The organism is Caulobacter sp. GW821-FHT10A06 (assembly GCF_059415805.1).
Window position 1 is genome coordinate 382,927 of sequence record NZ_JBWKNY010000001.1, and the last position, 22,003, is coordinate 404,929.

Consider the following 22,003-nt stretch of genomic DNA (forward strand, 5'->3'; position numbering starts at 1 on the left):
GGATCGGTGTTGGCGTCATGCGCCTTCGACCTTGCTCCCGACGATCTTGTCGATGTCCGGAGGCTTGACCGGATCGATCATCGAGATCCCGGACAGCAATTTTTGAGACCACGTGCGCTTGGGTGGCATTGGAGGCGTCGACTCCGGGCCAAGCGCGCCGCCCCAAGACTCGAACCGTCTCAGAAGCGCCAGCGCGCCGTGGTAGTCGTACTTGGCAAGGTACGCCTCGAAGACGTCACGGCGCTTGGCCATGCATCGCGCGAGATAGGAGAGCGGGAAGAGCACGTCGTAGACACTGATCAGGTCGATCTTGATCCACTGAGCGGCGCGCTCGAATTGATAGAAAAGATGGTCGTAGCTGTCGCGGATCAGCATCTCCCGCGCGGTGAACTTGTCGGTTCGGACCACGCGCAGCGCCTCGTCGATCTCATCCCACCAGAGAACCAGTTTCTTGCCGTTCAAGACGACTGGCCGTCCGTTCCAGTCCAAGCAGAGCATGGCTGCTTCGGCGTATGGGTCGTCCTCCATCTCGTTGAGGACGATCCGAGCCTGTTCGGATTGGCGCCATCGGAGTTCACGTTCCTGTAGACGCTGCTTTTCGCGGGCTTGATGCACGGCCTTGTAGGCGGCGTGGAGCGACGTGAGGGCGAAAATCGCGAGCAATATCTGCTGATAAGCGGCCATTTCGCCGCTCACCAAGAGACAGGCTGGCGGCCGATCGCGACTGCCCAGCCTACGCGTCGTTGTCCTCCGGCGATATCCACCCGAGGCCGCGCGCTGAAACAGGTGCTCGTACGCATTCCCCGGCCACTCCATTCCGGCACGCCAAGGCTAAGCTCGCCTCGCGCAGCTGCCGTGCTCATGATCGAAAGTGGGGCTCCCCGCCAAGGTCAAGCTGCGCTCAACCTTGGCGGGCGTCAATTGAAAAAACACCGTTCGGCAATGCGCAGGTCAGAAGCGATATTGGAGAATGAGCATGGCAAAATCGCTGTCCTTCCCGCCTATCGCCTTGATGGCGGCGCCGGCCTCCTGGCGCACGACCTGGGCCTGTAGCCTGATGTTGCGGCTGGCTTGCCAGCTCGCGTCGATTTGCAGAGCATTTCCGACGGCCTTGGCCTCGGAGGCTGCGGAGCCAGGCAGAACCTGCATGGACTGGAGATAAATGGCGTCGCTCCCGGTCGCGCGATCGCGCACCGTGTAGCTCACTTCCAGGCTTAAGCCCTTGACGGGTGAGACCCCCAGGCTCGTCCTGACGGCGCTAAGGTTGGACCAGCTGGTCAAGGCGCTCTCATTGAAATAGGCGCCGCGCGGGAAGAGCGGATTGAAGGTCTCCAGCTTGCCATCGGTGGGATCTTGATCGCCCGAGCCGACGTCGTAGCGCAGGCCCAGGCGCGGCTTCCACGAATGCGAAAGGGTGTATCCGGCGCCGACGCTGCCGCCCCAGGCGCGTATCTGCCGGCCGGCGAACCGGCCGCCCTGGATCATGCCTTCGGCCTCGACGTCGATCGGGCCGCGCGCGCCGGCCAGGCGTGCGCCCAGCGACTGGCGATGTTCATCGCCGCTGGTGCTTCCGAACCGCACGTCGTCTCGATCCAGGCCCAGTGCGTAGAGATCCAAGGTGAGGTCCTTGGCCAGGCGGGCTGATCCGTAAACGCCGTAGAAGCGCTGGCCCCCATTGCGCTGGTCGTTGAAGACGCCGGGTTCGACCAAGACTGGCTGGAGGTAGAAGACGTCCAGCCTTAGGGATGGCGTAGCGCGGGTGATCCGTAGACCGTCGAAGGCCTGGCGGATGTTGGGGCCTTCGCGCACGGCGATGAACCGCTGGCTAGGGCTGAGCATGAGCTCCTGACGGCCGGCGCGAAGGCGCCAGGCGGCGTTGGCCCGCAGGTCGATGAACAGCAGCTGGGCGTCCAAGCCATTGCGGTCGATCGGCGAGGGGGCATCGGTCTTGCCCAGGTCGCGATGCAGACCAAGCTCGCCATAGACCCGCACCCTGTCGCCGAGATGCAGATCGGCGCTGAACAGGAACCGGGCCAACCCGAACGTGTCGGCTGGCTCGCCGCCGACGCCGAACTGGGGCGCATCGATAGTGTCGATACGCACCCGGGCCTCGCCGCCGAGGCTGAGATGGCGTGAGCCATTCGCGTTGAGCGGAATGAACCGGATCGCATCGGCTCCTGTTCGGTCGGCGGCATCGCGCAGGTAGCCGTAGTCCTCGTCCGATCTCACGGACTTGAAGGCGGGTGCGTCACCGGCCGCCGCCGAGGTCGCGGCGAGCGTACAGACGGCGGCGAGAAGGCAGGCCGGGCGCGGCATGGTGGGTCCTTTCGCGAGCTGGCAGGCAAGGACAGGCCTCGCTTGCCGGCCTGGTCTCACACGGCCCAACAACCGCAGCCGAGGGAGCCCCAGAACGAGCGGGCGTCGGCGGTCGGCGCCTCGCGGCCCAGGGCGGAGGCATGGTCGTGGCCGTGAACGCCGCAGGCGCTGGCGCATCCGCAAGCGCTGGCCAGGGCCATCGCGGTCTGGCGCGAACGGTTCTGGTAGCCGCCGAAGGTGCGGACCGGCGACCAGTCCGGCATCGCCGGCGGCAGGTCCGGCGACAGCTTGGAGAACGCTCCCTCACCATGGACAACCTGACCGCCGAGCAGGGTCAGCACCGAGCCCAGGTGCGGGATCTCGTCCTCTGGGACGGTGAAGAAGTCGGCCGAGAGCACCGCGAGATCCGCCAGCTGGCCAACGGCGATCTGACCCTTCTTGCCTTCCTCGTTGGAGAACCAGGTGTTGGCAGTGGTCCACAGACGCAGGGCTTCCTCGCGGTCCAGCCGATTGGCCTGCGGATAGAGACGTGTGCCCCCGACCGTCTTGCCGGTGATCAGCCAGTTGAGGGAGACCCACGGATTGTAGCTGGCCACCCGGGTGGCGTCGGTGCCGGCGCCGACCGGCACGCCGGCCTTCAGCATCTTGCTGATCGGCGGGGTCATCTCGGCGGCCTTGGCGCCGTAGCGGTCGATGAAATACTCGCCCTGGAAGGCCATGCGGTGCTGCACGGCGATCCCGCCGCCCAGCGCGGCGATGCGATCGATGTTGCGCTCGCTGATCGTCTCGGCGTGGTCGAAGAAGAAGTGCAGGCCATCGAACGGGATGTCCTTGTTGACCTTCTCGTAGACGTCCAGGGCACGGTCGATGGTTTCGTCGTAGGTCGCGTGGAGGCGCCAGGGCCAGCGCTGCTCAGCCAGCAGGCGGATAACCGGCTCTAGGTCGTCCTCCATGTTGGCCGGCATCTCGGGCCGGGCCACCCGGAAGTCCTCGAAGTCGGCGGCGCTGTAGACGAGCATCTCGCCCGCGCCGTTGTGGCGATAGGTGTCGTCGCCTTGGCCCGGCTTTACGGTTTTGGACCAGGACTGGAAGTCGGCCAGCTCGCCCTTCGGCTTCTGCGGAAAGAGGTTGTAGCTGATGCGCAGCGTCAGCTGGTTGTCGGCATGCAGCTTCTCGATGATCTCGTAGTCGTCGGGATAGTTCTGATAGCCGCCACCGGCGTCGATCACGCCGGTCACGCCCAGACGGTTCATCTCGCGCATGAAGTGGCGGGTGGAGTTGAGCTGGTATTCTGGCGGCAACTTGGGTCCCTTGGCCAACGTCGAATAGAGGATCATGGCGTTGGGCTGAGCCAGAAGCAGGCCGGTGGGATTGCCGGCCGCGTCGCGGACGATCTCGCCGCCGGGCGGATTGGGCGTGTCCTTGGTGTAGCCGACGGCGCGCAGGGCTGCGGCGTTCAGCAAGGCGCGATCATAGAGGTGCAGGATGAACACCGGCGTCTCGGGCGCGGCGGCGTTGATCTCGGCGATCGTCGGCAGGCGCTTCTCGACGAACTGGTGCTCGGTGAAACCGCCGACCACGCGAACCCACTGCGGGGGCGGGGTGTTCGCCGCCTGCTTCTTCAGCATGGCCATGGCGTCGGCCAGGGTCGGCACCCCATCCCAGCGTAGCTCCATGTTGTAGTTCAGGCCGCCGCGGATGATGTGCATGTGGCTGTCGATAAGGCCGGGGATCACCCGGCGGCCGCCAAGATCGACAATCGTGGGATTGGCCCGCGCGGCGGCGCGAACCTCGCCCTCGTCGCCGACCGCCACGAAGCGGCCTTCGCGGACCAGCACGGCGCTGGCGCGCGGATTGCCGCGATCGAGCGTAGTGATCTTGGCGTTGGTCAGGATGAGATCCGGTTGGGGCATGTCGGCGTTCCCGGGCTGGGCGAGGAGGGACGAGGGGAGCATGGCCGCGCCCAGAGCCAGGGCGCTGCGGCGGGTAATCGGGGTCATGCCTGGTCCTTTCGGCGCAGGGATTCGGACGCACGGGCGCCAAGAACCCGGTCGGCGCATTCGCCCGCCAGATAGGCCATGACCGGAGCCTTGGCGGCCAAGCGCTTGGCGATCGGGACGGCCTGTTCGCCCAGCAGGATGCCCAGCAGGCCGATCAAGGCGATGGTAGGCGGGGCCGGGGAGCGGACATTGAGCAGCGCATAGAAGACGCCCACGAGAAGGCCGGCGCCGAGTGAGAGCAGGTAGGGCTTCATGGGAATCTCCAATTTGCGGTAGGCGGCGGCGGGACGCAGACCCCGCCGCCAGCATGGATCAGGCGGCCTGGGCGTGGCCGCCCTCGGACGCCCCGAACATGGTCTTGGCGTAGGTGATGCCCAGACCGTAGGCGCCGCCGAACTTGCGGGCGATGCCGCCGGTCAGGTCGTAGGTCTCGGTGCGGGCCCAGTCGCGCTGCAGTTCCAGAAGGTATTGCAGCGAGGTCATCGGCCGGGCGCCGGCCTGGACCATGCGGGCGACGGCGCGCTCGTGGGCTTCGGCCGAGACGTCGCCGCTGGCGTCGGTGATGACGTAGACCTCGAAACCCTGCGACAGCGCCGACAGGGCCGGCCCGACGATGCAGACGCCGGTCCACAGGCCGGCCAGGACGATGCGGTCCTTGCCGATGGCGTTGACGCGCTTGATCACGTTGGCGTCTTCCCAGGTGTTCATCGAGGTGCGGTCGGTAACCTCCGCACCGGGGAACGCGTCCAGGATCTCGCTGAAGATCGGGCCGGAGAAGCTCTTCTCGGCGACGGTGGTCAGGATCGTGGAGACGCCGAACCCGGCGGCGGCCTGCGCCACCAGGGCGGTGTTGTTGCGAAGCTCGGTGGCCGAGATCGAGTGGGTGGCGAAGGCCATTTGCGACTGATGGTCGATGAGGATCAGGGTGTGATCCTTGGGCGAGATCAGGCCCTGGCCGGGCGTCGGGGTGGCGGTGATGGACATGGTCGAGCTCCTGTTCTGCGGGAGAGGGTTGATGCGCCCAGATTGGCGCACCGCCTCGACATCGCCCATTGAACAGGGGGTTTTCGGACGCATACGCGGGTATGCGCCTCCAACCCCAGGCATAGGCTGTTCCGATCGCGTCTTGGCGTAAGGCGCGCGGCCCGTTAGAGAACGCTGTGCGCCGAACCAGGGGGGGCTGATGCGCAATCCGATCATCGCCGGCGACCTGCGCCAGCCCGAAGGACCTGCGTTCGACGCCAGCGGTCGCCTGCATGTCGTCGAAATGGACGAGAGCCGCGAGTGCTTGACCCGGCTCCAGGCCGACGGATCGCGCGACGTCATCGGGCGCCCCGGAGGACGCCCGACAGGGCTGGCCATCGATGGCGACGGTTGTTTCTGGGTGGCCGGCGGCGTTGGCAACAGCCTGGTCCAGCTCGATCCCGAGGGTGTGGTCAGACGCACGATAGCGGGCGACGACAGAGGTCCGTTCTTGTTCCCGAACGACCTGGCTTTCGGCCCCGACGGACTCCTCTACATGACGGACTCCGGCATGCGGCCGGACGTCTTCATCCAGGGCCTGGCCATTCGGCCCGACTTTCAGACTGCGACCTACGACGGAAGCCTCTTCCAGATTGATCCAGTTGCGGGACGGGTGATCCGTCGCCTGGACGGCGGTATGCGCTTCACCAACGGCATCGCCTTCGCGGCCGACGGCTCGCTTTTCGCCAACGAGTCGCTGACAGGCTGGATCTATCGCTACGCGATCCTGGGCGACGACATCTCGCGCGAGCCTTTCGCCAATGTCCTGATCGCCGCGCCCGGCGAGCAGTTCGTCGGGCCGGACGGCATGGCGTTCGACACCCTGGGTAACCTCTACTGCACCGTCTACGGGCAGGGCGAGGTGACAGTCATCGATCCCTCGGGCGCGATTATCGATCGCTTGCCGACCAACGGCCGCCTGCCCACCAACGTCGCCTTCGAGCCGAACAGTCACACGATGGTCGTGACCGAGGTCGAACACGGCGTCGTCGAGCGGCTCGAGGGCCGCGCGCCAGGCCTGGGTCTACATGCGCCCATGGGGCAACCGGAGCGCTCGGTGGTAGACGCCGGCTAAGACTTGCGCCTCAGCTGGCGGAAGGGAGATCTCGCACCAGGATGACGGTGGATCCCAGCACGGCGACAGCCGCGAGGATAAGCGGCAACGCGAGCCCGCCCCAATTCAAAAGCAAGGCGCCGACCAGGGCTCCGGCGAAGATCGACAGCACCGCCGCGGAGCGCCGTCCGACATTGGTGTTCTTTCCGCCGGCTAGGGTGGAGTCCGCGGCGATCCCCGTCACCGTCAGCGTCAGGACCGTAGTCGTGAGGTCGGCGACCTTGAGCTGGCGAACCGTCGCGTTGCGGACCCCCATGGCTGTCGCGGTCAGTCCGATCATGGCCATCAGAGCCCATGTGGGCGTGGCAAGTGCGGGATCATAGCCGATCGAGCAGGCAGCGGCGGCGAGCAGCATGACCGCCTCGACGCTCGCCACGACGAGCAACCACCGCCGACGGCCGGACGTTTGGCCGCGCCGTTCCAGCCGGCCCGCCATGCCGGCGCCGAGGGCAAAGAAAGCCAGTGCCGCCACGAAGAGCGGCCACTTGAAGCCGGGGGCGCCCGCCAAGGCGAAGGCCAGAAAGACCACGTTGCCGGTCATGTTGGCGGTGAACACCTTGGAAAGACCAAGAATGCTGACCGCGTCCACCAGGCCGGTGGTGAATGACAGCATGATCAGCAGCGCGACCATGGGGTCGCGCGGCTGAGCCGTAGGCTTGACGGCGGAGTTCACGAGCGTTGCTCCGGCCGGCGGTCTGCGATCATGGCTGCGAGCACCAGGCCGCCGATCAAGCCCAGGTGCTCGAAGAAGGCGTTGGTCGCCATGAACCGCTCCTGGCCTTCCATGCGCCAGAACGCGTTAGCCACGAGGGCCGCCAGTAGGGTGAAGACGCCGAGCATCCCAGCTCCGAGCCACGCCCATCGGCCGAAGAGCACAAGACTGGCCCCGACAAGTTCCACGATGATGGTCACGATCGCGAACAGCGCCGCCGGCTGGAGACCGAAATGCGCCTGCTCGGCGACCGCGCTGGGGAAGTCCAGCGCCTTGACGATCCCGCCGAGGAGATAGGCCCCGACCAGGGCCAGGCGCGCCAGGAAGCTCGTCGTCGGCGCTTCCAGAATAGCGATCACCCAGCGCGGCGCCGGGGTGGAAGGGATCGACGCCATGGGACCTTCTCCATCAGGGGGGCGCCCCGTCTTTTACGAGGCCTTGATGCCGCCAACCTGTCTGGAAGGTGCGCCGTCCGCCATTGAACGGGGGTTTGGCTTCACATACCTGGGTATCTAGCCGAAGCGCTCGATCAACAGCTCGGTCAGGACCCGGATCTTTCTTCCGGGGTTCTGCCCCGGCGGACGAACGACAAAGATCCCGCCTTCGACGAGAGGGTAGCGCGGCATCAAGGGTACGAGCGCGCCGCTGGCCAGATGGGCCTCGATCAGAAAGTCGGGCAGGGCGGCGATGCCGATACCGGCCAAGGCCGCGGAGACCAGGGCCGTCCCGTTGTCGGCCTTGAAGCGGCCTTGGGGGTGAACGGTGCGGATCCTGTCGCCGTCGACGAACCGCCACGCTTCCGTTGCCTGCATGAGCGCTTCGTGCGCGAGGATGTCCGGCGGCGTTTCTGGCTGGGCGTGCAGCGCGAGATAGTCCGGTGAGGCGACCAGCGTCCCGGCGATCGGTCCGATGCGCCGGGCCACCAGGTTGGAGTCGCTCAGCGTCCCGACCCGCACGGCGCAGTCAAAGCCTTCCGCCACGATGTCCACGAACCGGTCGCTATAGGCGGCATGAACCTGCAGGAAGGGATGTCGTCGCGCCAATTCCGCAAGCACGGGAGCCAGGTGTGTTGGTCCAAACGAGAGCGGCGCAGCGATCCTGAGGCGTCCGCGCAACGCGCCGTCGGCCGACAAGTCCTCCCGGGCGGTCTCGATTTCCGCCAGAGCCCGCGCTGCATGGTCCCGGAAGGTGGCCCCGGCCTCCGTCAACGCCGCGCCACGAGCGCCGCGCGCCAGCAACTGGGCGCCAAGCGCTTCCTCGAGCCGTTGAAGCCGCCGACTGACGATCGACTTGGACAGCCCAAGACGCCGGGCGGCTGCCGATACCCCGCCAGCACTGGCGATCGCTACAAACGTCTCAAGGTCCTCGAGATCCACAGTCATGCCTTCGGGTTGCTTCGTTCGCCATGGGGCGCCGGGCCAGCTTAGGGCCACGCCCCGTGGGCGTCGCCGGCGGCGTAGGTGAGGGGGCGCCTATTGGCCGAACGCGAACTGGAGACGCGCATCGGACTTGAGCTTGGCGCGCGCGATCGGACGGTGACGAGCGAGCACCAACCATCCAAGACCGCCCACGATCCCCACGGCCAGGATGGTCACCAAGGCAGGCCCGGCCGCGCTGGCGCCAAGATCCAGGACGGCCAGGCCTTTGCCGGCCAGGTAGCCTGGCGTCACGAAGGCCGCCACCCAGATCAGGCCAGACAGCGCATTGGCCAGGTGGAACTTCCCGGCCGGCATGCGGAGCATGCCCGCCATCACGGGCGCGACGGCTCGCAGCGGACCGGCAAAGCGGCCAAGAAAGATGGTCAGGATCCCAAACCGGCGGATGGCCAGGCGTGTCCGGGCGATCGTTCGTCCATGTGGCGCAAGGAGCCGGTGGCGCAGCAGCTTGGCGCCGACACGCCGGCCCAGCCCGTAGGATGCGGCGTCGCCGATGACGGCCCCGATCGTCGCCCAGAGGAGGACCGAGGCGGCGTCGAGCAGGCCGGTGGCGATCATGCCGCCCGCCAGGATGAGCAGCGCCGTGGCAGGCAGAAAGGCGCCGACGACGAGCATGGACTCGCCGAAGGCCGCCAATCCGAGGATGACGCCGGCCCAGGCGCGATGCTCGCTGACGAAAGCGGACGCTGATTGGGTGAGGGTCATCGACTTTCTCGGCTTGGGGTTATCGGGAGGGTCTCGATTGAGCCGCGCGAGGCTTTGTGGATCCGAGGACGATCGAGGCGGTGACGAGGGGCGGCGGACGACCCACGGAACGTGCGCCGCCCGGCCTCAGCGAAAGATCGGGGTGGAGCCCGACGCCGTACGCCGATCGCCGCTTTCTTCGAGGCGAAGGCGAAGCGCCTCGATCCTGGCCTCGCCCTGGGCGAGCGCCGCCGCGGACGTGTGAACCGAGTAGTAGCCAAGGTGCAGGTCATGGGCGTGGGGGCGCGCCGAGCCGAGCACGAAGGTCGCGCCTTGCTCCGCATCGGCGACCAGGCGGATCGGCTGCTGCGACGGTTCGAACATGGCCAGATGCGCGGCGGCGATGGGCTCGCCGCTGACGAGCGCGCCGCGAGAGACCGCGACCCAGCCCACGACGTGTCCGGCGGGCGGCGTGTAGGTCCATTCTTCGCCGGGCTTGAGCGTCACCAGCAGGTAGTTGATGTCGGCTGGCGAACGCACCGGGCTTTCGGCGCCTTCGTAGCGACCCAGGATCAGGCGAGCCGGGCCAACCGTCGGCGTCGCATCAGCCTCGATGTACTGGCTGTCGACAGGACCGTTTTCGGTTTCGGGGGGAAGGGCCAGCCACAGCTGGAAGCCCTGCATGGTCGCCGAACGGCCAGCCGAGATCTCCTTGCCGTGCCACACCCCACCGCTGGCGCGCATCCATTCGACCCCACCATAGGCCAAGGTGCCCTTGCCCGCGTCGGGATCGTCGTAAGTGACGTCGCCCTCGGTGAAGACCGTCACGGTGGCGATCCCCGAATGGGGATGCAACGCCATGGACTGGTTCAGCCGGCGCATGTCGCCGCCGAACAAGTCCAGGAAGACGAAGGGCTTCAGATGGCCGCCAAGGTCGGACGGGCTCATCAGCCTGCGGATCGCACCGTGGCCATGGCCCGCGGTTTGAAACGCCACTTTCCGGGGCTCGTCGAGAACGGAAGCGACGGGCGTTTGAACTGCGACCGAAGTCATGGCTAGGGCCTCCAAAGCCCTCGCGAGGGCGGGTTGATGCGAGAAGGATTTGGCGTCGCGCAGAGCTGCGCGGCAGATCGGCGAACGGCGACCCTGCGTCGCAAAAACAGCAACGATGCGGATCGACGCCTTAGTCGAGGTGGACGTAGAGGCGCGCGATGCGGCCGCCTTCGACGATGGCGATGTCGCGGCCGAAGGTATGCGGCGCCTGGCCCGGCACGGCGGCCTCCCACGGCAGAACGAAGAGGTCATGATGACCAGTGGCGGAAGCGGTCGGCGTAAAGACCGTGCCAGGCGGCAGCAGCCCGTGAAGCGCGCCGACGGCGGCGCTGATCGCGTCCTTCCCAGTCACGACGTCGGTGGGCTCGTAAAGGACGCCGTCAGGAACCCAGAGGCGTTCCAGGGCCGCCAAGCGCTTGCCCGCGTCACGCTCGTTGAACACGCTGTCCAGGTTCGCATGCAGCAGCGCGCCGGCGGCCGCCAAGTCGATGTGCTTTTCCATCTGAACTCTCCGAGGTCGCCCCGAAGGGCCTTGTCCCGAAGATGCGCGTGGTGCTGGCCAGGGGCCATCGTACGGGCGGCTGTCTGACGCATACTCGGGTATGCGCTGCGCGGCCTTGTGAGACGGCCTCAGAGCGGAACTGTGAACCGGAAAGTCGCGCCCCTTGGCTGACCCGGGACGACCGAAATCTCGCCGTCGTGGGCTTCGACGATGGTCTTGGCGACCGACAGGCCCATCCCCATCCCGGTGGCCTTGGTGGTGTAGAAGGCATTGAAGAGCTGTGACGCTCGCTCTACGTCGATGCCGGGCCCGGTGTCCCCGACCTCGACTGAAAGTACCTCGCCGTCGCGCCGTGACCGCAGCGTTATGACCCGGACGGGATCGGCTTGCTCGGCCATGGCCTGCGCAGCATTGACCACCAGGTTGATCAGCACTTGCTGCAACTGGATCCGGTCACCCGTCACATCCGGTAGGTCCGCTTGCAGGTCCAGCCGCAGATCGGCTCCCAGGCCTGACACCTGACGCGTGACCAGCTTGACCGTCTCATCGATCATGTCGTTGAGCGAAAACGGCGCGCGCTGGGATTCGCCCTTTACCGCCATCGACCTGGTCCGTGAGATGATCTCGGACGCGCGCGTGGCCTCCGAGACAATGTGCCTGATAGCGTCCAGCGCCTCGCTGACCTCCGGTTCTGGTCTGTCGAGCCAGCGCCGTGCGGCGTTTCCGCTGGCGACTGCGGCCGCCAGCGGCTGGCCGACCTCGTGCGCGATCGACGCCATCAGCTCGCCAAGGGTGGCGATCCGCGAGGCGTGAGCCAGGTCCGCCTGCACCCTGGCCAACTCGCGCTCGCGCAAGACGCGCGCCCGAATGTCGGTGACGCCCAGCACGGCCGTGTTGCGCGAGATCGCGTGTTTGGGGAATGCACAGGTCAGGTGGACGTCCACCGCCTCGCCATCAGCGGTCTTCAGGACGGTCTCCGTCTCGAAGCTGGGCTCGCCAGAGAAATAGGCGCTGAAGTACTTGGCAAAGGCGGGCTGGCTGGACGGGACAGTGAGCTGTTCGAGCGACAGGCCCGCGGCCGTGGCGTTATCTAGGCCGAACAGCGCCATGGCGCGGTCGTTGCCGTCCACGATCTTCACTGCGGAGAGCAGTTCACCCACGAGGGCGGCGTCGGCCAGGATCTGCTTGACCGGATTGGCTCCCGCTGCCGCCATCGCGTCCAAGACGGCGTTGGCCTGGGTGAAGTCCAGCTCCCAGAACGCCATCGAGGCGCCATGGAAGACGCTGTTGAAGCGGTGTTGATGAAGCGCCACGTCGAAGACGAGGATGTAGAAGCCCTCGAACGTCCCATCGATCATCTGGGGAACGTAGCGGATCGCGGCATCTCTGAACGTGCCGTCGAGGTGAGGGACTTGGGCGTCGAAAGAGACCTGCTCGCCGCGGGAGACGCGCTCGATGAAGGGGCGGCGGCGAGCATAGCCCTCGTCACCGAGGAAACCGCTCATATGCAGACCGACAAGATCCTCGGGCGCGCGACCATACCAGCGGCGGTGATGATCGTTGGCGAACCGGCAGATGTGGTTCTTGTCAAAGAAGGAGATCAGCGCCGGGACAGCGTCTGTAATTGCACGCAGTTGCTCTGAAGCATCCATTCCCGGCGTTCCAAATACTTCGTCAATGGCACAAATGCGAATGGCCCGGATTGACGCGCGTGGCTAGCCCGGTCAGATCGGATTGATGGAACATTCGCCAGCCAGCCAGTCCAACTTCAAGCCGGTGGTCTACGTCGTCGATGACGACCAGGGTGTTCGAACCGCTCTGGACCAACTTTTCCGGTCGGTCGGCTACGAGACGCGCGCCTACGCCAACACCGCTGACTTCATGGCGTCAGGCGCTCCCGTTACGGCCGGCTGTCTGGTCCTCGATATTCGCCTGCCAGGATCAAGCGGGCTGGATTTCCAGGCGCAGCTCGCCAACGCAGGCGTGAACATGCCTGTGATCCTGATGACGGGACATGGCGATATTCCCATGACTGTCCGGGGCATGAAAGCCGGCGCGGTGGATTTCCTCCCCAAGCCTTTCCGCGAGCAGGACATGCTCGATGCGGTTGCCGCTGCGCTCTCGCGCGACGCCGCGCAGCGTTCGGAGCGGAGCCAATTCGACGAGGTGCGCGCCAAGTTCGAGGCCCTCACGCCCCGCGAGCGCGAGATCATGGACCGCGTCGCCATGGGCAAGATGAACAAGCAGATCGCTTTCGAGATCGATCTGGCGGAGATCACGGTGAAGATCCACCGCAGCGGGGCGATGCGAAAGCTCGGCGCCAAGACCCTGGCCGATTTCATCACCATGGCCGAGACGCTCAAGCACGGTCGCTGATGCGACATTACGGCCCAACATCCTCGCGTATAATTTCGGAACGCGAGCCGATCTCGCATCTTGGTCTAGTAAGCGGCGCGTCGTCGCTTGCCTGAGCAGGAGCGTTTGAGTGTCGGACCAGCGTCTGATTTCCGTCGTCGACGATGATGAGGGCGTTCGTCGCTCCCTCGCCGGGCTGGTCCGCAGCGCCGGCTACAGCGTCGCGACGTTTGCGAGCGCGGAAGCCTTCCTCAAATCTCCGGAAGCCAAGGACAGCGTCTGCCTCATCAGCGATGTGCAGATGCCCGACGGCATGAACGGGATCGAGCTGACGCGTCTCATCGGCGCCTCGATCAGCGTCATACCGGTGATCTTGATCTCGGCTTTCTTCGACGACAGGATGCGGGAGGACGCTCTAGCGGCCGGCGCGCACTGCTTTCTGAAAAAGCCTTTCGACGGCGACAAGCTGATCGACTGCGTGGATCGGGCGCTACACGCCTAAACGGCTCGCACCCACCAAATCTGACACGCTCCAACCCTGACCCATCACGACTAAGGCCGGCCGGCTCTGGGGAGAGCCGACCGGCCTTGACGACCGATAGGGGGGATATCGGCCGTCAGGTCTCCCGGATCGAGCGGTCGCTCCAGATCAGGGGAGGGCTTCAAGCAGCTTGGGGAAGCCGCCTGAAGGGTTGCGCTTAGCCGAAGAGTTTGGCGGCGGTTTTGGCGACGATCTCGCCTTGGTGACGGGCGCCGTCGAGCTCGATCTGGGTGGGCTGACGCGAGCCGTCGCCGCCGGCGATGGTGGTGGCGCCGTACGGCGCGCCGCCGGTGATTTCGTCGACCGTCATCTGACCTTGGTGGCTGTAGGGCAGGCCCACGATCGTCATGCCGAAATGCAGCAAGTTGGTGATGATCGAGAACAGGGTGGTCTCATTGCCGCCGTGCTGGGTGCCCGACGAGGTGAAGGCCGCGCCGACCTTGCCGTTCAGAGCGCCCCGCGCCCACAGGCCGCCGGCCTGGTCCAGGAAGCTGGCCATCTGCGAGGCCATGCGGCCAAAACGCGTGCCGACGCCGACGATGATGGCGTCATAGTTCTCCAGGTCCGCGATTGTGGCGATCGGGGCGGCCTGATCCAGCTTGAAGTGGGCGCTCTTGGCGATTTCCTCGGGCACAAGCTCCGGAACCCGCTTGATATCGACGCTGGCGCCGGCGGCGCGAGCGCCCTCGGCGACGGCGTTGGCCATCGTCTCGATGTGGCCATAGGCGGAATAGTAGAGAACGAGAACCTTGGCCACTTTGGCCTCCTTGGTTGGGGGGAGTTAGCGCGTCTTCCAAACGGCTGTCGGGAAGACGCGCAGGGTTGATGGTCGTCAGGCCGCCGCTTCGAGCGCGACGGGGGTGGCCAGCAGCTGGTACTCCCAGCCCAGCGCGACGCCGGTCCCGCCAGCGTGTTCGACGAGCACTCCGCCGAGCGCCGGCACGGTGTCGAGACGAGCCCAGTCACGCTGCCATTCGGCGCCGATCGCCAGCCAGGTCATCGGATTGGCGCCTGCGGCGACCATGCGCTGGACCGCGACTTCGTGGGCTTCCTTGGACACGCCGCCAGAGGCGTCCGTCACGATCGTGACGTCCCAGCCTTCGCCGAGGGCGTGGATCACCGGCATTGCCAGGCAGACCTCGGTCCACAGGGCGGCCATGATCACGCGCTTGCGGCCGGTCGCTTTGACGGCGTTGACGACGGCCTGATCCTCCCAGGTGTTGATGAAGGTTCGGTCGATCGGGGTCTGGTCGGGAAACACCGCTTGAAGAGCCGGGATCAGGTTGCCGCCTCGGCCCGCCACGACGGTGGTCAGGATGGTGGGGACGCCGAACGCCTTGGCCGTCTTGGCCAGGCCCACGGTGTTGTTGATCACCATGGTCGGCTCGTGGCTGTGCAGGTTGGCGAACTGGAAGGGCTGGTGGTCGATGAGCACCAGCACGCTGTCTTGCGGGGTGAGGAGGGCTTGCAGCCCAGTCTTCGCGGTCATCGGTCGTCTCCTTGGGTTTAGCGCCCTAGGCGGCGCCGATGAGCGAACACTGCTCGCTCGAGCCGACCGCAACCATTCTACGAACGGTTCTCAGCGGCATACCCGCGTATATCGAGGCGGAGGGGCGAGGCTGGGCTTCAGTGCGTCGCATCGCGTCGCTTTGGCTTGGCCGTGGAGCCGAGGGCTTGGGACTGTCGGGAGCCGGGGAAGGGTATGACGTTCTGCGCCAAGCGAAGATCGCAACCCATGCGGTCAGGGTCGATCTCGGCGAGGCGAACGAAGCCCTCGATGAACGCGTCCAGCTCCGTAGCGGCATGTTGCGAAGCGGGAAGAGGCCGATCGGGAAGCTGTCGCCTCACGAGGCGCGGACAGCTTTGCGCGAACCGATCAGAGTCCTGAACCCTGAGGGTAGAGGTGGCGTACCCGACCGGGACGCTGAGCGCGGCGCCGGCCTTCTCGGCATCGTACTGGAGGAGGGCCTCGGCAAACGCCCGTCTCGGATCTGCGGCGGCCAACGCTCTAAGGGCGGCGGACTCGCTGGGGCCGGTCACGCGATGGACCCCGTGGGCGACGCTCTCGATGAGCTCCGTCAGGCGGCCTCGTCGGACTGGAACTGGCGGCAGCTAAAGACAGTCGTGTCGCGTCGCTCATCATGATCGACACTGTGCTTCCGCCTACGGACCCGGCTCCGTCATGGTTCCGCGCCGTGGGGCGCACCTTGGCCGGCGGGGCGCCATTCCCTGACCAACCACGTGCGCGGCTTTGACATCGAGATGGTTCAGCAGAGCCAGCGCGTCGTCGCGGAAGGTCTCAAGGTCCAAGCGCGCGTATGGCGCAGTGCTACCCCCGTGACCGCGCAGGTCGAGCGACAGCACTCGCCGCCGATGGGCGAAGGCTTGAAATTGAGATGCAAAGCTCGACTGGTCAGCTGTCCAGCCATGCAGGAACAGGATCGGCGCCAAGCCGAGTTCGCCGGGGCCCTCGTCCCGGTAGGCCAGGCGGAGGCCGTCGTGAGTGAAGGCTGTTTGTGACGCGCTGAACATTCGGACCGTTTACGGCGAGCCACAGCCGTTTGATTGATCGATTGGAACGTCCCCAGGCAGATCCTGCGCTCATCAACGCCGGGCGCGTGGAGCGCGGACGCGGCGCCAGCGTCCGCTGACTGAGCTCAAATGTCGACCACGGCCGGCACGCAAATCGCGAGCTTCAGTACAAGCTTGACTTATTGGCGAGCCTGAGGGGAGCTTGTTGGCTGGAGTGCCATCCGGCAGCGTCCGCATTGGGGAGGGCGCGTTGCTCAACGGTTTCCTTGGCAAGCTGTTAGCTGTGGCTCTTGCAGCAATCCTTGTGCCCATAGCCCTCAAGTACCTGAAGTTCGCCCTTAGGGGCGGCGTGTGGATATTTCTAGTTACGCTTTGCCTCCTTGCGGGGGCTGGCACCGCGGGGCTCTTAGGGAGGCCTGCTTTAGCCTCTGTGACGCTTGCGACTGCGCTCATCGCGCCGTACGCGCTTCGGGAGCTCCGTAGGTACGTTTTGGACCGGCAGCGCTATAGGGCGCTGGAACCAGATGACCTGTTTGGATTGGCAAACTTTATCTCCGACAAGGAGGTACGCTTCTTCAGGCGAGCGGCGGCCGCACGAGTCACATCGGAGATTGATCGGTTCATCCTAGCTGCGGACAGTCTCTTCCGGATTACTGGCTCGCCGATCTTCCGGCTGATGACAGCGCTGATGATTACCTACCGCAACCGCGGATTTCGGCCGGTCCCTATCAGCATCGATTGCAACTTCGATTTCAGCCAAACCAACGCTTACCTTGGCATCATTAACGAGGCTGGGTATTGGGCGCGATATACCGCTGCCGCGGAGGAACAGTTGGCCGCCGCTCGCGCTGCTCTGTCCGCGCCTGGGATCGATGACGGCCAGATCCAGCAACTGAACGCTAGCGTTAAGACGTATCAGCGCTACGTGAACGTCGGGCGAATTGCTGAACGTTGCGGGCTTGGCCTTGGGGAAGTCCCGGAGAACGATCCTGCCAAGCAAAAAGCGGAGCAAGACTGCGCCTTGGCTATGGCTCAAGTTCTTGGCCGGTTCATGCCGCCATCGACATTTGACGTCAACGGCTCCGACGCATCCTTCGCGCTGTCGCACTGGGTCACGCCGGGCGTCAATGGATCGATGCTGCCCGGCCTATGGGTCAAGGGTGACGACAGAGAGCAGGCCATAGCAAACGGCGACGTCTTGATGTCGGTGCAGATCGCGCATCTGGATATCCGATGGGAAGCTCGGACTGACGCGGAGGCATTCCGTGGCGAGCGCCGCGAGGCTTTCGTTTTCGGCGGAGCTCCCGTTGGGCCGCGCCGAGTGCAAGTTTACAGGTCCTCTCTTCTTATGGCCGTACTCAAGCATGTGACGCTCGACTTCGCAAAAACCCTCGCCGGGCCGATAATCTCGCCATTGGCGAACGCCGACGCAGACGGACGCCCTAGTCAGAACGTCCTCCGCGACGTCGGGAAGGATCTCGCTGAGGAAATCAAATCCAAGACTGGTGAACAGATCGAGTCTGTTCTCGGATCTGTAGCAACCGCGTCAACGCTTGTGGCGCTGGACGACGTTTATGCCAAATATGGCGATGAGATAAATGGGAAGGTGAGGGAGGCATACGGTTGGGCGTTGAATGAGATGTTTAAGGGGCTGGAGGGTGACATGAAGAACTATTTCTTCAGCACGCTAGACTTTGATATAGACATAGAAATCGACATAGATATCGGTTAAATAGGTGCTGCATTTTTACGCCGCGCCAACATCGATGGGTTTCGTTCAGTGGTTTCGCGCTCTTGAATCGCATATCGCGAAATCTGTTCAGCGCGAGATCAATATTTCCGTCGTTTTGAAGAGCGCCCCAGTGCTCGACCGGTCTGCCGCCTCGAATCCGGAAAACATTGACGACGTGCGGGTCCTCCGGCCGGCCACGGATCGCGACCAGATCGCCCCTGGGCGATCATCAGGCCACCCTCGTGAGCGAAGGCGGTTTGTGACCCGTGAATGTGTGGAGGGTTTACGGCGGGGCATTGTCATTCGATTGATTTAGCGTTGGGGCGTTCTAAGGCAGAGCCAGCGCCCATTGCCGCTCAGCTTTGCTGTTGGTGCCGCCCAGACGCTGGCAGGTGAACGTTGACGATAGATGTGGCTGAATAGATCTGGCGATCTGCTTCCGCACGATCACACGATCCATGTTTTGTCAAATTTAGAAATTCCCCAATTAAATCAAAACGCTCGAAATCGACGGTATTGATCACGGGTATACACAAACGTGTTATTAAAAAAGCCCAGCAAATACAATTTGCTGGGCTCGAAATCATGATTGAGTGGGAGTGAGGGATCGCGGAAATTACAGACTTATTTCCGCTGCTATACAAATTCCCAAGCTTTGAAATTTTCGGCTGAGCCGGCCCGGACCTGGCGCTATACGGCGCGAATGAAAATCGTTCGCACTTAAGCGAGCTTCAGGTCCGGGATTTCAATCACATGTCGATCAACCGCGTGTTCCGCGGCGCGCCGTCGCGCGCCCTGCTTCTGGCCTCGACGGCGGCCCTTCTGGCCACGCCGGTTCTGGCGCAGACCTCCACCGAGGTGAGCGGCGTCACGATCACGGGCCAGACGTCCTACAAGACGGGCGCCATCACCTCGGCCACCAAGACGCCGACGGCGCTGATCGACGTGCCCCAGGCGGTCAACGTCGTCTCGGTCAAGCAGATCGAGGACCAGGCCGCCAACGGCATCGGTGACGCCGTCCGCTACGTGCCGGGCGTCTTTTCCTCGCAGGGCGAGAACAACCGCGACACCCTGAGCTTCCGCGGCAACCTGACGACGGCCAGCTTCTTCGTCGACGGCGTGCGCGACGACACCCAGAGCTATCGCGACCTCTACAACATCGAGCGCCTGGAGGTCTTCAAGGGCCCTAACGCCATGATCTTCGGTCGCGGCATCACCGGGGGCCTGATCAACCGCGTGACCAAGGTCGCCGACGGTCAGCAGCATCTGGGCGCGCGCGTGGAGGTCGGCAGCTACGATCACTATCGCGGCCAGGTCGATCTGGGCGCGCCGGTCAGCGAGACGATCTCGCTGCGCGCGACGGGCGTCTGGCAGGACAGCCAGAGCTTCCGTAACGGGGTCTACAACAAGCGCTGGGGCTTCAACCCGACCGCGACGTTCAAGCTCGCGCCCGACACCACCCTGTCGATCGGTTACGAGCGCTTTCACGACAAGCGCATCGGCGATCGCGGCGTGTCGTCCTATCTGGGCAAGCCGCTGGAGACGCCGCGCAGCCAGTTCTTCGGCGACCCGGCCCAGAGCCCCAACTGGATCGACTCCAACGCCGGCACGGTCTTCGTCGAGCACCGGTTCAGCGACACGATGTCGATCCGCAACCGCACGCGCTACGCCTACTACGACCGCTTCTACCAGAACGTCTTCCCGGGCGCGGTGAACACCACGGCCCAGACCAACCCGGCGGGCCTGGCGGCCGGCGTCTATGCGCCCGGTTCGATCGTGGCGATCAGCGCCTACAACAACGGGGCCAAGCGTCGGAACCTGATCAACCAGACCGACTTCAACGCCAAGGTCCAGACGGGCGGGATCGAACACACTCTGCTGGTCGGCGCCGAGTTTGGCCGTCAGACCACCAGCAATCTGCGCACCGAAGGCTTCTTCCCCACGGCGACCAGCGCCAGCGGCGTGCAGACGATCTTCGTGCCCGTGTCCGCCTCGCGGATCAGCCGTCCGGACATCCAATGGCGTGAAGCCGCCACCAGCGGCCATAACTTCAGCATCGCCAAGCTGGCGGCCGGCTACGTCCAGGACCAGATCGAGCTGTCGCCGGCGCTGCAGATCGTCGCCGGCGTTCGCTACGAGCACTACCAGACCGACGTCACCAACCGGAACCCGTTCCTGGCCGCCGGCACGCAGCGCGACTTCAGCGCCACCGACAATCTGTGGTCGCCGCGGGTAGGGGCGATCTTCAAGCCGGCCGCCAACACCTCGATCTACGCCTCGTATTCGAAGAGCTACCTGCCACGCGGCGGCGACCAGCTGTCGGCGCTCAGCCTCTCCAACCAGAGCCTGGATCCGGAAAAGTACGAGAACTACGAGCTGGGCGCGAAGTGGGACATCCTGCCGACGTTCAACCTGGCCGCCGCGATCTTCCAGCTGGACCGCGACAACGTGCTGGCGCTGAGCGATCCCAACAACGCCGCTTCGCCGACCATCCCAATCGGCCGCCAGCGGTCCAAGGGCGTCGAACTGAGCGCCCAGGGCGAGATCACCCGCCAGCTCAGCATCGTGGCCTCCTACACCTATACCGACGCCAAGTTCCTGGACTCGCAGTCGGCGACGGTGCGGGCCGGCAATCGCGTCAACCACGTGCCCAAGTCGTCGGGCGCGGTGTGGCTGCGCTATGACCCGACCAAGACCTTCGGCGGCGCGATCGGCGTGACCAGCATGGGCAAGCGGTTCGCCGCGACGGACAACACCGTCTCGCTGGCCGGCTATACCCGCGTCGACGGGGCGCTCTACTACCGGGTCAATAAGACCTACGATCTGCAGCTGAATGTCGAGAACCTGCTCGACAAGCGCTACTTCCAGTACGCCGACAGCAACAACAACATCTCGCCGGCCTCGGGGCGGGCGGCGAAGGTCAGCCTGAACGCCCGCTTCTGACGGCGACGCGGCGCGGGTTCGGCCCGCGCCGCGCCAGGGGGAGGTCAGAAATCAGGCAGGGTTTCGGCCTCTCCCGTCGCTTCACGGACGGTCGCGTCCCGACGCTGGAGGTAGGCCGACCGCATGCTGGCGTAAGGATCGGTAGCGTCGTCCAGCGCGCGGAGGCCTCCATCGAGTTTGACGCGGGTGTTCAACCGGCTCGCGTTCTGGCGGACCGTGCCAAACGTCGTCCCTTGGCCGCCGCCGATCCGGGTGACGGGGTCGGCTGCGCCATCGACCAGCCGGCCGACGGCGTCGCGAACGGTCAAGGGACCCAGCAATGGAACATAGAGATAGGCGCCTGGACCGACGCCATATCGGCCGAGCGTCTGGCCAAAGTCGCTACGGTGATGGGCGATGCCCATCTTGCCGGCGACATCGAACAGCCCAAGCAATCCGGCCGAGGAATTGATCACGAAGCGCGACGTCGCTGTCTCTGCCCGCCGGGCATGGCCTTGGGCCAGATCGTTGAGGACCGTCCGGGGTTCGCCGAGATTGGTGATGACCGCATCGACCCTGGCTCGCGCGGAGGCGGGCGCGACGGCCACATAGGCGTGGGCGACGGGCCCCAGGACCGCGTGGTCCAGGGCCATGCCGAGGCCGAAGCTCACGCGATTGAGGCGCTGGAGAGGGTCTTTGACGGGTGTCTGGAGCGTGGCCAGCTCGGCGGCCAGCGGATCGGGCTCGATGGCCTGGGCCGCGGCGCCTGTCGCGATCGCACAGCTTAGAAGCAGGCCGGTCCAACTGCGGCGGAAGGCCCAATGCGCGAGACGGCGTTCCGTACGAACGGGCAAACAAGACGATCTCATGGGCGATCCTGCTGTGGATGACGTCGATGTCGCCAATGACGCCACGGGCAGACCCACCTCTCACGATATCGCCGATGTCCCAGGGAGCCGCCGTCCCGTGTGGACATCGCCGAGACCGACTGATCATCTGTGTGCGGACAGCTGCGTCGCCAAATCGGTGAGAGGGCTGCGCGACGATGTCGTCGTTGACGCACGGGCCATCGGGGCCCTGG

General features: G+C 65.2%; 21 protein-coding genes. 5 read left to right on the forward strand and 16 right to left on the reverse strand.

The window, feature by feature from the left end; genetic code table 11:
* Nucleotides 1-15: 15 nt before the first annotated feature.
* The 5 genes from AC07NF_RS01760 to AC07NF_RS01780 all read right to left on the reverse strand — a co-directional run bounded on the left by AC07NF_RS01760 (nt 16) and on the right by AC07NF_RS01780 (nt 5,300).
* Nucleotides 16-684 (reverse strand): hypothetical protein, encoded by a 669-nt coding sequence (locus tag AC07NF_RS01760; protein ID WP_494631671.1) that lies wholly within the window; start codon nt 682-684, stop codon nt 16-18.
* Nucleotides 685-951: 267 nt separating this feature from the next.
* Complete coding sequence (locus tag AC07NF_RS01765) at nt 952-2,316, reverse strand: alginate export family protein (protein WP_494631670.1); 1,365 nt, start codon at nt 2,314-2,316, stop codon at nt 952-954.
* 56 nt (nt 2,317-2,372) lie between these two features.
* Entirely contained in the window at nt 2,373-4,316 is a 1,944-nt protein-coding gene (locus AC07NF_RS01770; protein WP_494631669.1) for an amidohydrolase, read from the reverse strand.
* Nucleotides 4,313-4,570, reverse strand: coding sequence for a DUF1427 family protein (locus AC07NF_RS01775; RefSeq protein ID WP_494631668.1), 258 nt, complete (start codon nt 4,568-4,570; stop codon nt 4,313-4,315). The genes AC07NF_RS01770 and AC07NF_RS01775 overlap by 4 nt, the downstream gene beginning before the upstream one ends.
* A 58-nt stretch (nt 4,571-4,628) precedes the next feature.
* Nucleotides 4,629-5,300 carry a hydrolase gene (locus AC07NF_RS01780; protein WP_494631667.1) on the reverse strand — a complete coding sequence of 224 codons (672 nt, stop codon included), beginning with the start codon at nt 5,298-5,300 and terminating at the stop codon, nt 4,629-4,631.
* Nucleotides 5,301-5,499: 199 nt separating this feature from the next.
* On the opposite strand from AC07NF_RS01780, the gene AC07NF_RS01785 reads away from it, so the two are divergent.
* Nucleotides 5,500-6,414: an SMP-30/gluconolactonase/LRE family protein gene (locus AC07NF_RS01785; protein ID WP_494631666.1), complete on the forward strand. Its 915-nt coding sequence runs from the start codon at nt 5,500-5,502 to the stop codon at nt 6,412-6,414.
* Between the two features lie 10 nt (nt 6,415-6,424).
* On the opposite strand, the gene AC07NF_RS01790 is transcribed toward AC07NF_RS01785, so the two are convergent.
* The 7 genes from AC07NF_RS01790 to AC07NF_RS01820 form a co-directional block, all read right to left on the reverse strand.
* Nucleotides 6,425-7,126 carry a YoaK family protein gene (locus tag AC07NF_RS01790; RefSeq protein ID WP_494631665.1) on the reverse strand — a complete coding sequence of 234 codons (702 nt, stop codon included), beginning with the start codon at nt 7,124-7,126 and terminating at the stop codon, nt 6,425-6,427.
* Nucleotides 7,123-7,560: a DoxX family protein gene (locus AC07NF_RS01795; protein WP_494631664.1), complete on the reverse strand. Its 438-nt coding sequence runs from the start codon at nt 7,558-7,560 to the stop codon at nt 7,123-7,125. Before AC07NF_RS01795 ends, AC07NF_RS01790 begins: the two co-directional genes overlap by 4 nt.
* A gap of 117 nt (nt 7,561-7,677) precedes the next feature.
* Entirely contained in the window at nt 7,678-8,547 is an 870-nt protein-coding gene (locus tag AC07NF_RS01800; protein ID WP_494631663.1) for a substrate binding domain-containing protein, read from the reverse strand.
* A 90-nt stretch (nt 8,548-8,637) separates the two neighbouring features.
* Nucleotides 8,638-9,306, reverse strand: coding sequence for a DedA family protein (locus AC07NF_RS01805; RefSeq protein ID WP_494631662.1), 669 nt, complete (start codon nt 9,304-9,306; stop codon nt 8,638-8,640).
* A gap of 126 nt (nt 9,307-9,432) precedes the next feature.
* Entirely contained in the window at nt 9,433-10,338 is a 906-nt protein-coding gene (locus tag AC07NF_RS01810; protein ID WP_494631661.1) for a pirin family protein, read from the reverse strand.
* Nucleotides 10,339-10,468: 130 nt separating this feature from the next.
* Nucleotides 10,469-10,840 carry a nuclear transport factor 2 family protein gene (locus tag AC07NF_RS01815; RefSeq protein WP_494631660.1) on the reverse strand — a complete coding sequence of 124 codons (372 nt, stop codon included), beginning with the start codon at nt 10,838-10,840 and terminating at the stop codon, nt 10,469-10,471.
* Between the two features lie 128 nt (nt 10,841-10,968).
* Complete coding sequence (locus tag AC07NF_RS01820) at nt 10,969-12,492, reverse strand: PAS domain-containing sensor histidine kinase (protein ID WP_494631659.1); 1,524 nt, start codon at nt 12,490-12,492, stop codon at nt 10,969-10,971.
* A gap of 85 nt (nt 12,493-12,577) precedes the next feature.
* On the opposite strand from AC07NF_RS01820, the gene AC07NF_RS01825 reads away from it, so the two are divergent.
* Complete coding sequence (locus AC07NF_RS01825; protein WP_494631658.1) at nt 12,578-13,216, forward strand: response regulator transcription factor; 639 nt, start codon at nt 12,578-12,580, stop codon at nt 13,214-13,216.
* Between the two features lie 109 nt (nt 13,217-13,325).
* Nucleotides 13,326-13,697 carry a response regulator transcription factor gene (locus tag AC07NF_RS01830; protein ID WP_494631657.1) on the forward strand — a complete coding sequence of 124 codons (372 nt, stop codon included), beginning with the start codon at nt 13,326-13,328 and terminating at the stop codon, nt 13,695-13,697.
* A gap of 196 nt (nt 13,698-13,893) precedes the next feature.
* Here the strand turns inward: AC07NF_RS01830 and wrbA are convergent, their stop codons facing one another.
* The 3 genes from wrbA to AC07NF_RS01845 all read right to left on the reverse strand — a co-directional run bounded on the left by wrbA (nt 13,894) and on the right by AC07NF_RS01845 (nt 16,268).
* Complete coding sequence (gene wrbA / locus AC07NF_RS01835; RefSeq protein ID WP_494631656.1) at nt 13,894-14,493, reverse strand: NAD(P)H:quinone oxidoreductase; 600 nt, start codon at nt 14,491-14,493, stop codon at nt 13,894-13,896.
* A 75-nt stretch (nt 14,494-14,568) separates the two neighbouring features.
* Nucleotides 14,569-15,225: a hydrolase gene (locus AC07NF_RS01840; protein WP_494631655.1), complete on the reverse strand. Its 657-nt coding sequence runs from the start codon at nt 15,223-15,225 to the stop codon at nt 14,569-14,571.
* A gap of 674 nt (nt 15,226-15,899) precedes the next feature.
* The gene (locus AC07NF_RS01845; RefSeq protein WP_494631654.1) at nt 15,900-16,268 is read right to left on the reverse strand and encodes an alpha/beta fold hydrolase; all 369 of its coding nucleotides are present in this window, start codon (nt 16,266-16,268) and stop codon (nt 15,900-15,902) included.
* A 250-nt stretch (nt 16,269-16,518) separates the two neighbouring features.
* Here AC07NF_RS01845 and AC07NF_RS01850 point away from each other — a divergent pair, with 250 nt between their 5' ends.
* Together AC07NF_RS01850 and AC07NF_RS01855 are read left to right on the forward strand one after the other, a co-directional pair.
* Entirely contained in the window at nt 16,519-18,000 is a 1,482-nt protein-coding gene (locus AC07NF_RS01850) for a hypothetical protein (RefSeq protein WP_494631653.1), read from the forward strand.
* Nucleotides 18,001-18,753: 753 nt separating this feature from the next.
* Nucleotides 18,754-20,943 carry a TonB-dependent receptor gene (locus AC07NF_RS01855; RefSeq protein ID WP_494631652.1) on the forward strand — a complete coding sequence of 730 codons (2,190 nt, stop codon included), beginning with the start codon at nt 18,754-18,756 and terminating at the stop codon, nt 20,941-20,943.
* Nucleotides 20,944-20,987: 44 nt separating this feature from the next.
* Here the strand turns inward: AC07NF_RS01855 and AC07NF_RS01860 are convergent, their stop codons facing one another.
* Entirely contained in the window at nt 20,988-21,776 is a 789-nt protein-coding gene (locus AC07NF_RS01860; protein ID WP_494631651.1) for an MlaA family lipoprotein, read from the reverse strand.
* Between the last annotated feature and the right edge of the window lie 227 nt (nt 21,777-22,003).

Bases quoted from the DNA above. Each gene is read 5' to 3' on its own strand.
- AC07NF_RS01760 (WP_494631671.1), bottom strand. From the start codon at position 684: ATGGCCGCTTATCAGCAGATATTGCTCGCGATTTTCGCCCTCACGTCG.
- AC07NF_RS01765 (WP_494631670.1), bottom strand. From the start codon at position 2,316: ATGCCGCGCCCGGCCTGCCTTCTCGCCGCCGTCTGTACGCTCGCCGCG.
- AC07NF_RS01770 (WP_494631669.1), bottom strand. From the start codon at position 4,316: ATGACCCCGATTACCCGCCGCAGCGCCCTGGCTCTGGGCGCGGCCATG.
- AC07NF_RS01775 (WP_494631668.1), bottom strand. From the start codon at position 4,570: ATGAAGCCCTACCTGCTCTCACTCGGCGCCGGCCTTCTCGTGGGCGTC.
- AC07NF_RS01780 (WP_494631667.1), bottom strand. From the start codon at position 5,300: ATGTCCATCACCGCCACCCCGACGCCCGGCCAGGGCCTGATCTCGCCC.
- AC07NF_RS01785 (WP_494631666.1), top strand. From the start codon at position 5,500: ATGCGCAATCCGATCATCGCCGGCGACCTGCGCCAGCCCGAAGGACCT.
- AC07NF_RS01795 (WP_494631664.1), bottom strand. From the start codon at position 7,560: ATGGCGTCGATCCCTTCCACCCCGGCGCCGCGCTGGGTGATCGCTATT.
- AC07NF_RS01800 (WP_494631663.1), bottom strand. From the start codon at position 8,547: ATGACTGTGGATCTCGAGGACCTTGAGACGTTTGTAGCGATCGCCAGT.
- AC07NF_RS01805 (WP_494631662.1), bottom strand. From the start codon at position 9,306: ATGACCCTCACCCAATCAGCGTCCGCTTTCGTCAGCGAGCATCGCGCC.
- AC07NF_RS01810 (WP_494631661.1), bottom strand. From the start codon at position 10,338: ATGACTTCGGTCGCAGTTCAAACGCCCGTCGCTTCCGTTCTCGACGAG.
- AC07NF_RS01815 (WP_494631660.1), bottom strand. From the start codon at position 10,840: ATGGAAAAGCACATCGACTTGGCGGCCGCCGGCGCGCTGCTGCATGCG.
- AC07NF_RS01820 (WP_494631659.1), bottom strand. From the start codon at position 12,492: ATGGATGCTTCAGAGCAACTGCGTGCAATTACAGACGCTGTCCCGGCG.
- AC07NF_RS01825 (WP_494631658.1), top strand. From the start codon at position 12,578: ATGGAACATTCGCCAGCCAGCCAGTCCAACTTCAAGCCGGTGGTCTAC.
- AC07NF_RS01840 (WP_494631655.1), bottom strand. From the start codon at position 15,225: ATGACCGCGAAGACTGGGCTGCAAGCCCTCCTCACCCCGCAAGACAGC.
- AC07NF_RS01845 (WP_494631654.1), bottom strand. From the start codon at position 16,268: ATGTTCAGCGCGTCACAAACAGCCTTCACTCACGACGGCCTCCGCCTG.
- AC07NF_RS01855 (WP_494631652.1), top strand. From the start codon at position 18,754: ATGTCGATCAACCGCGTGTTCCGCGGCGCGCCGTCGCGCGCCCTGCTT.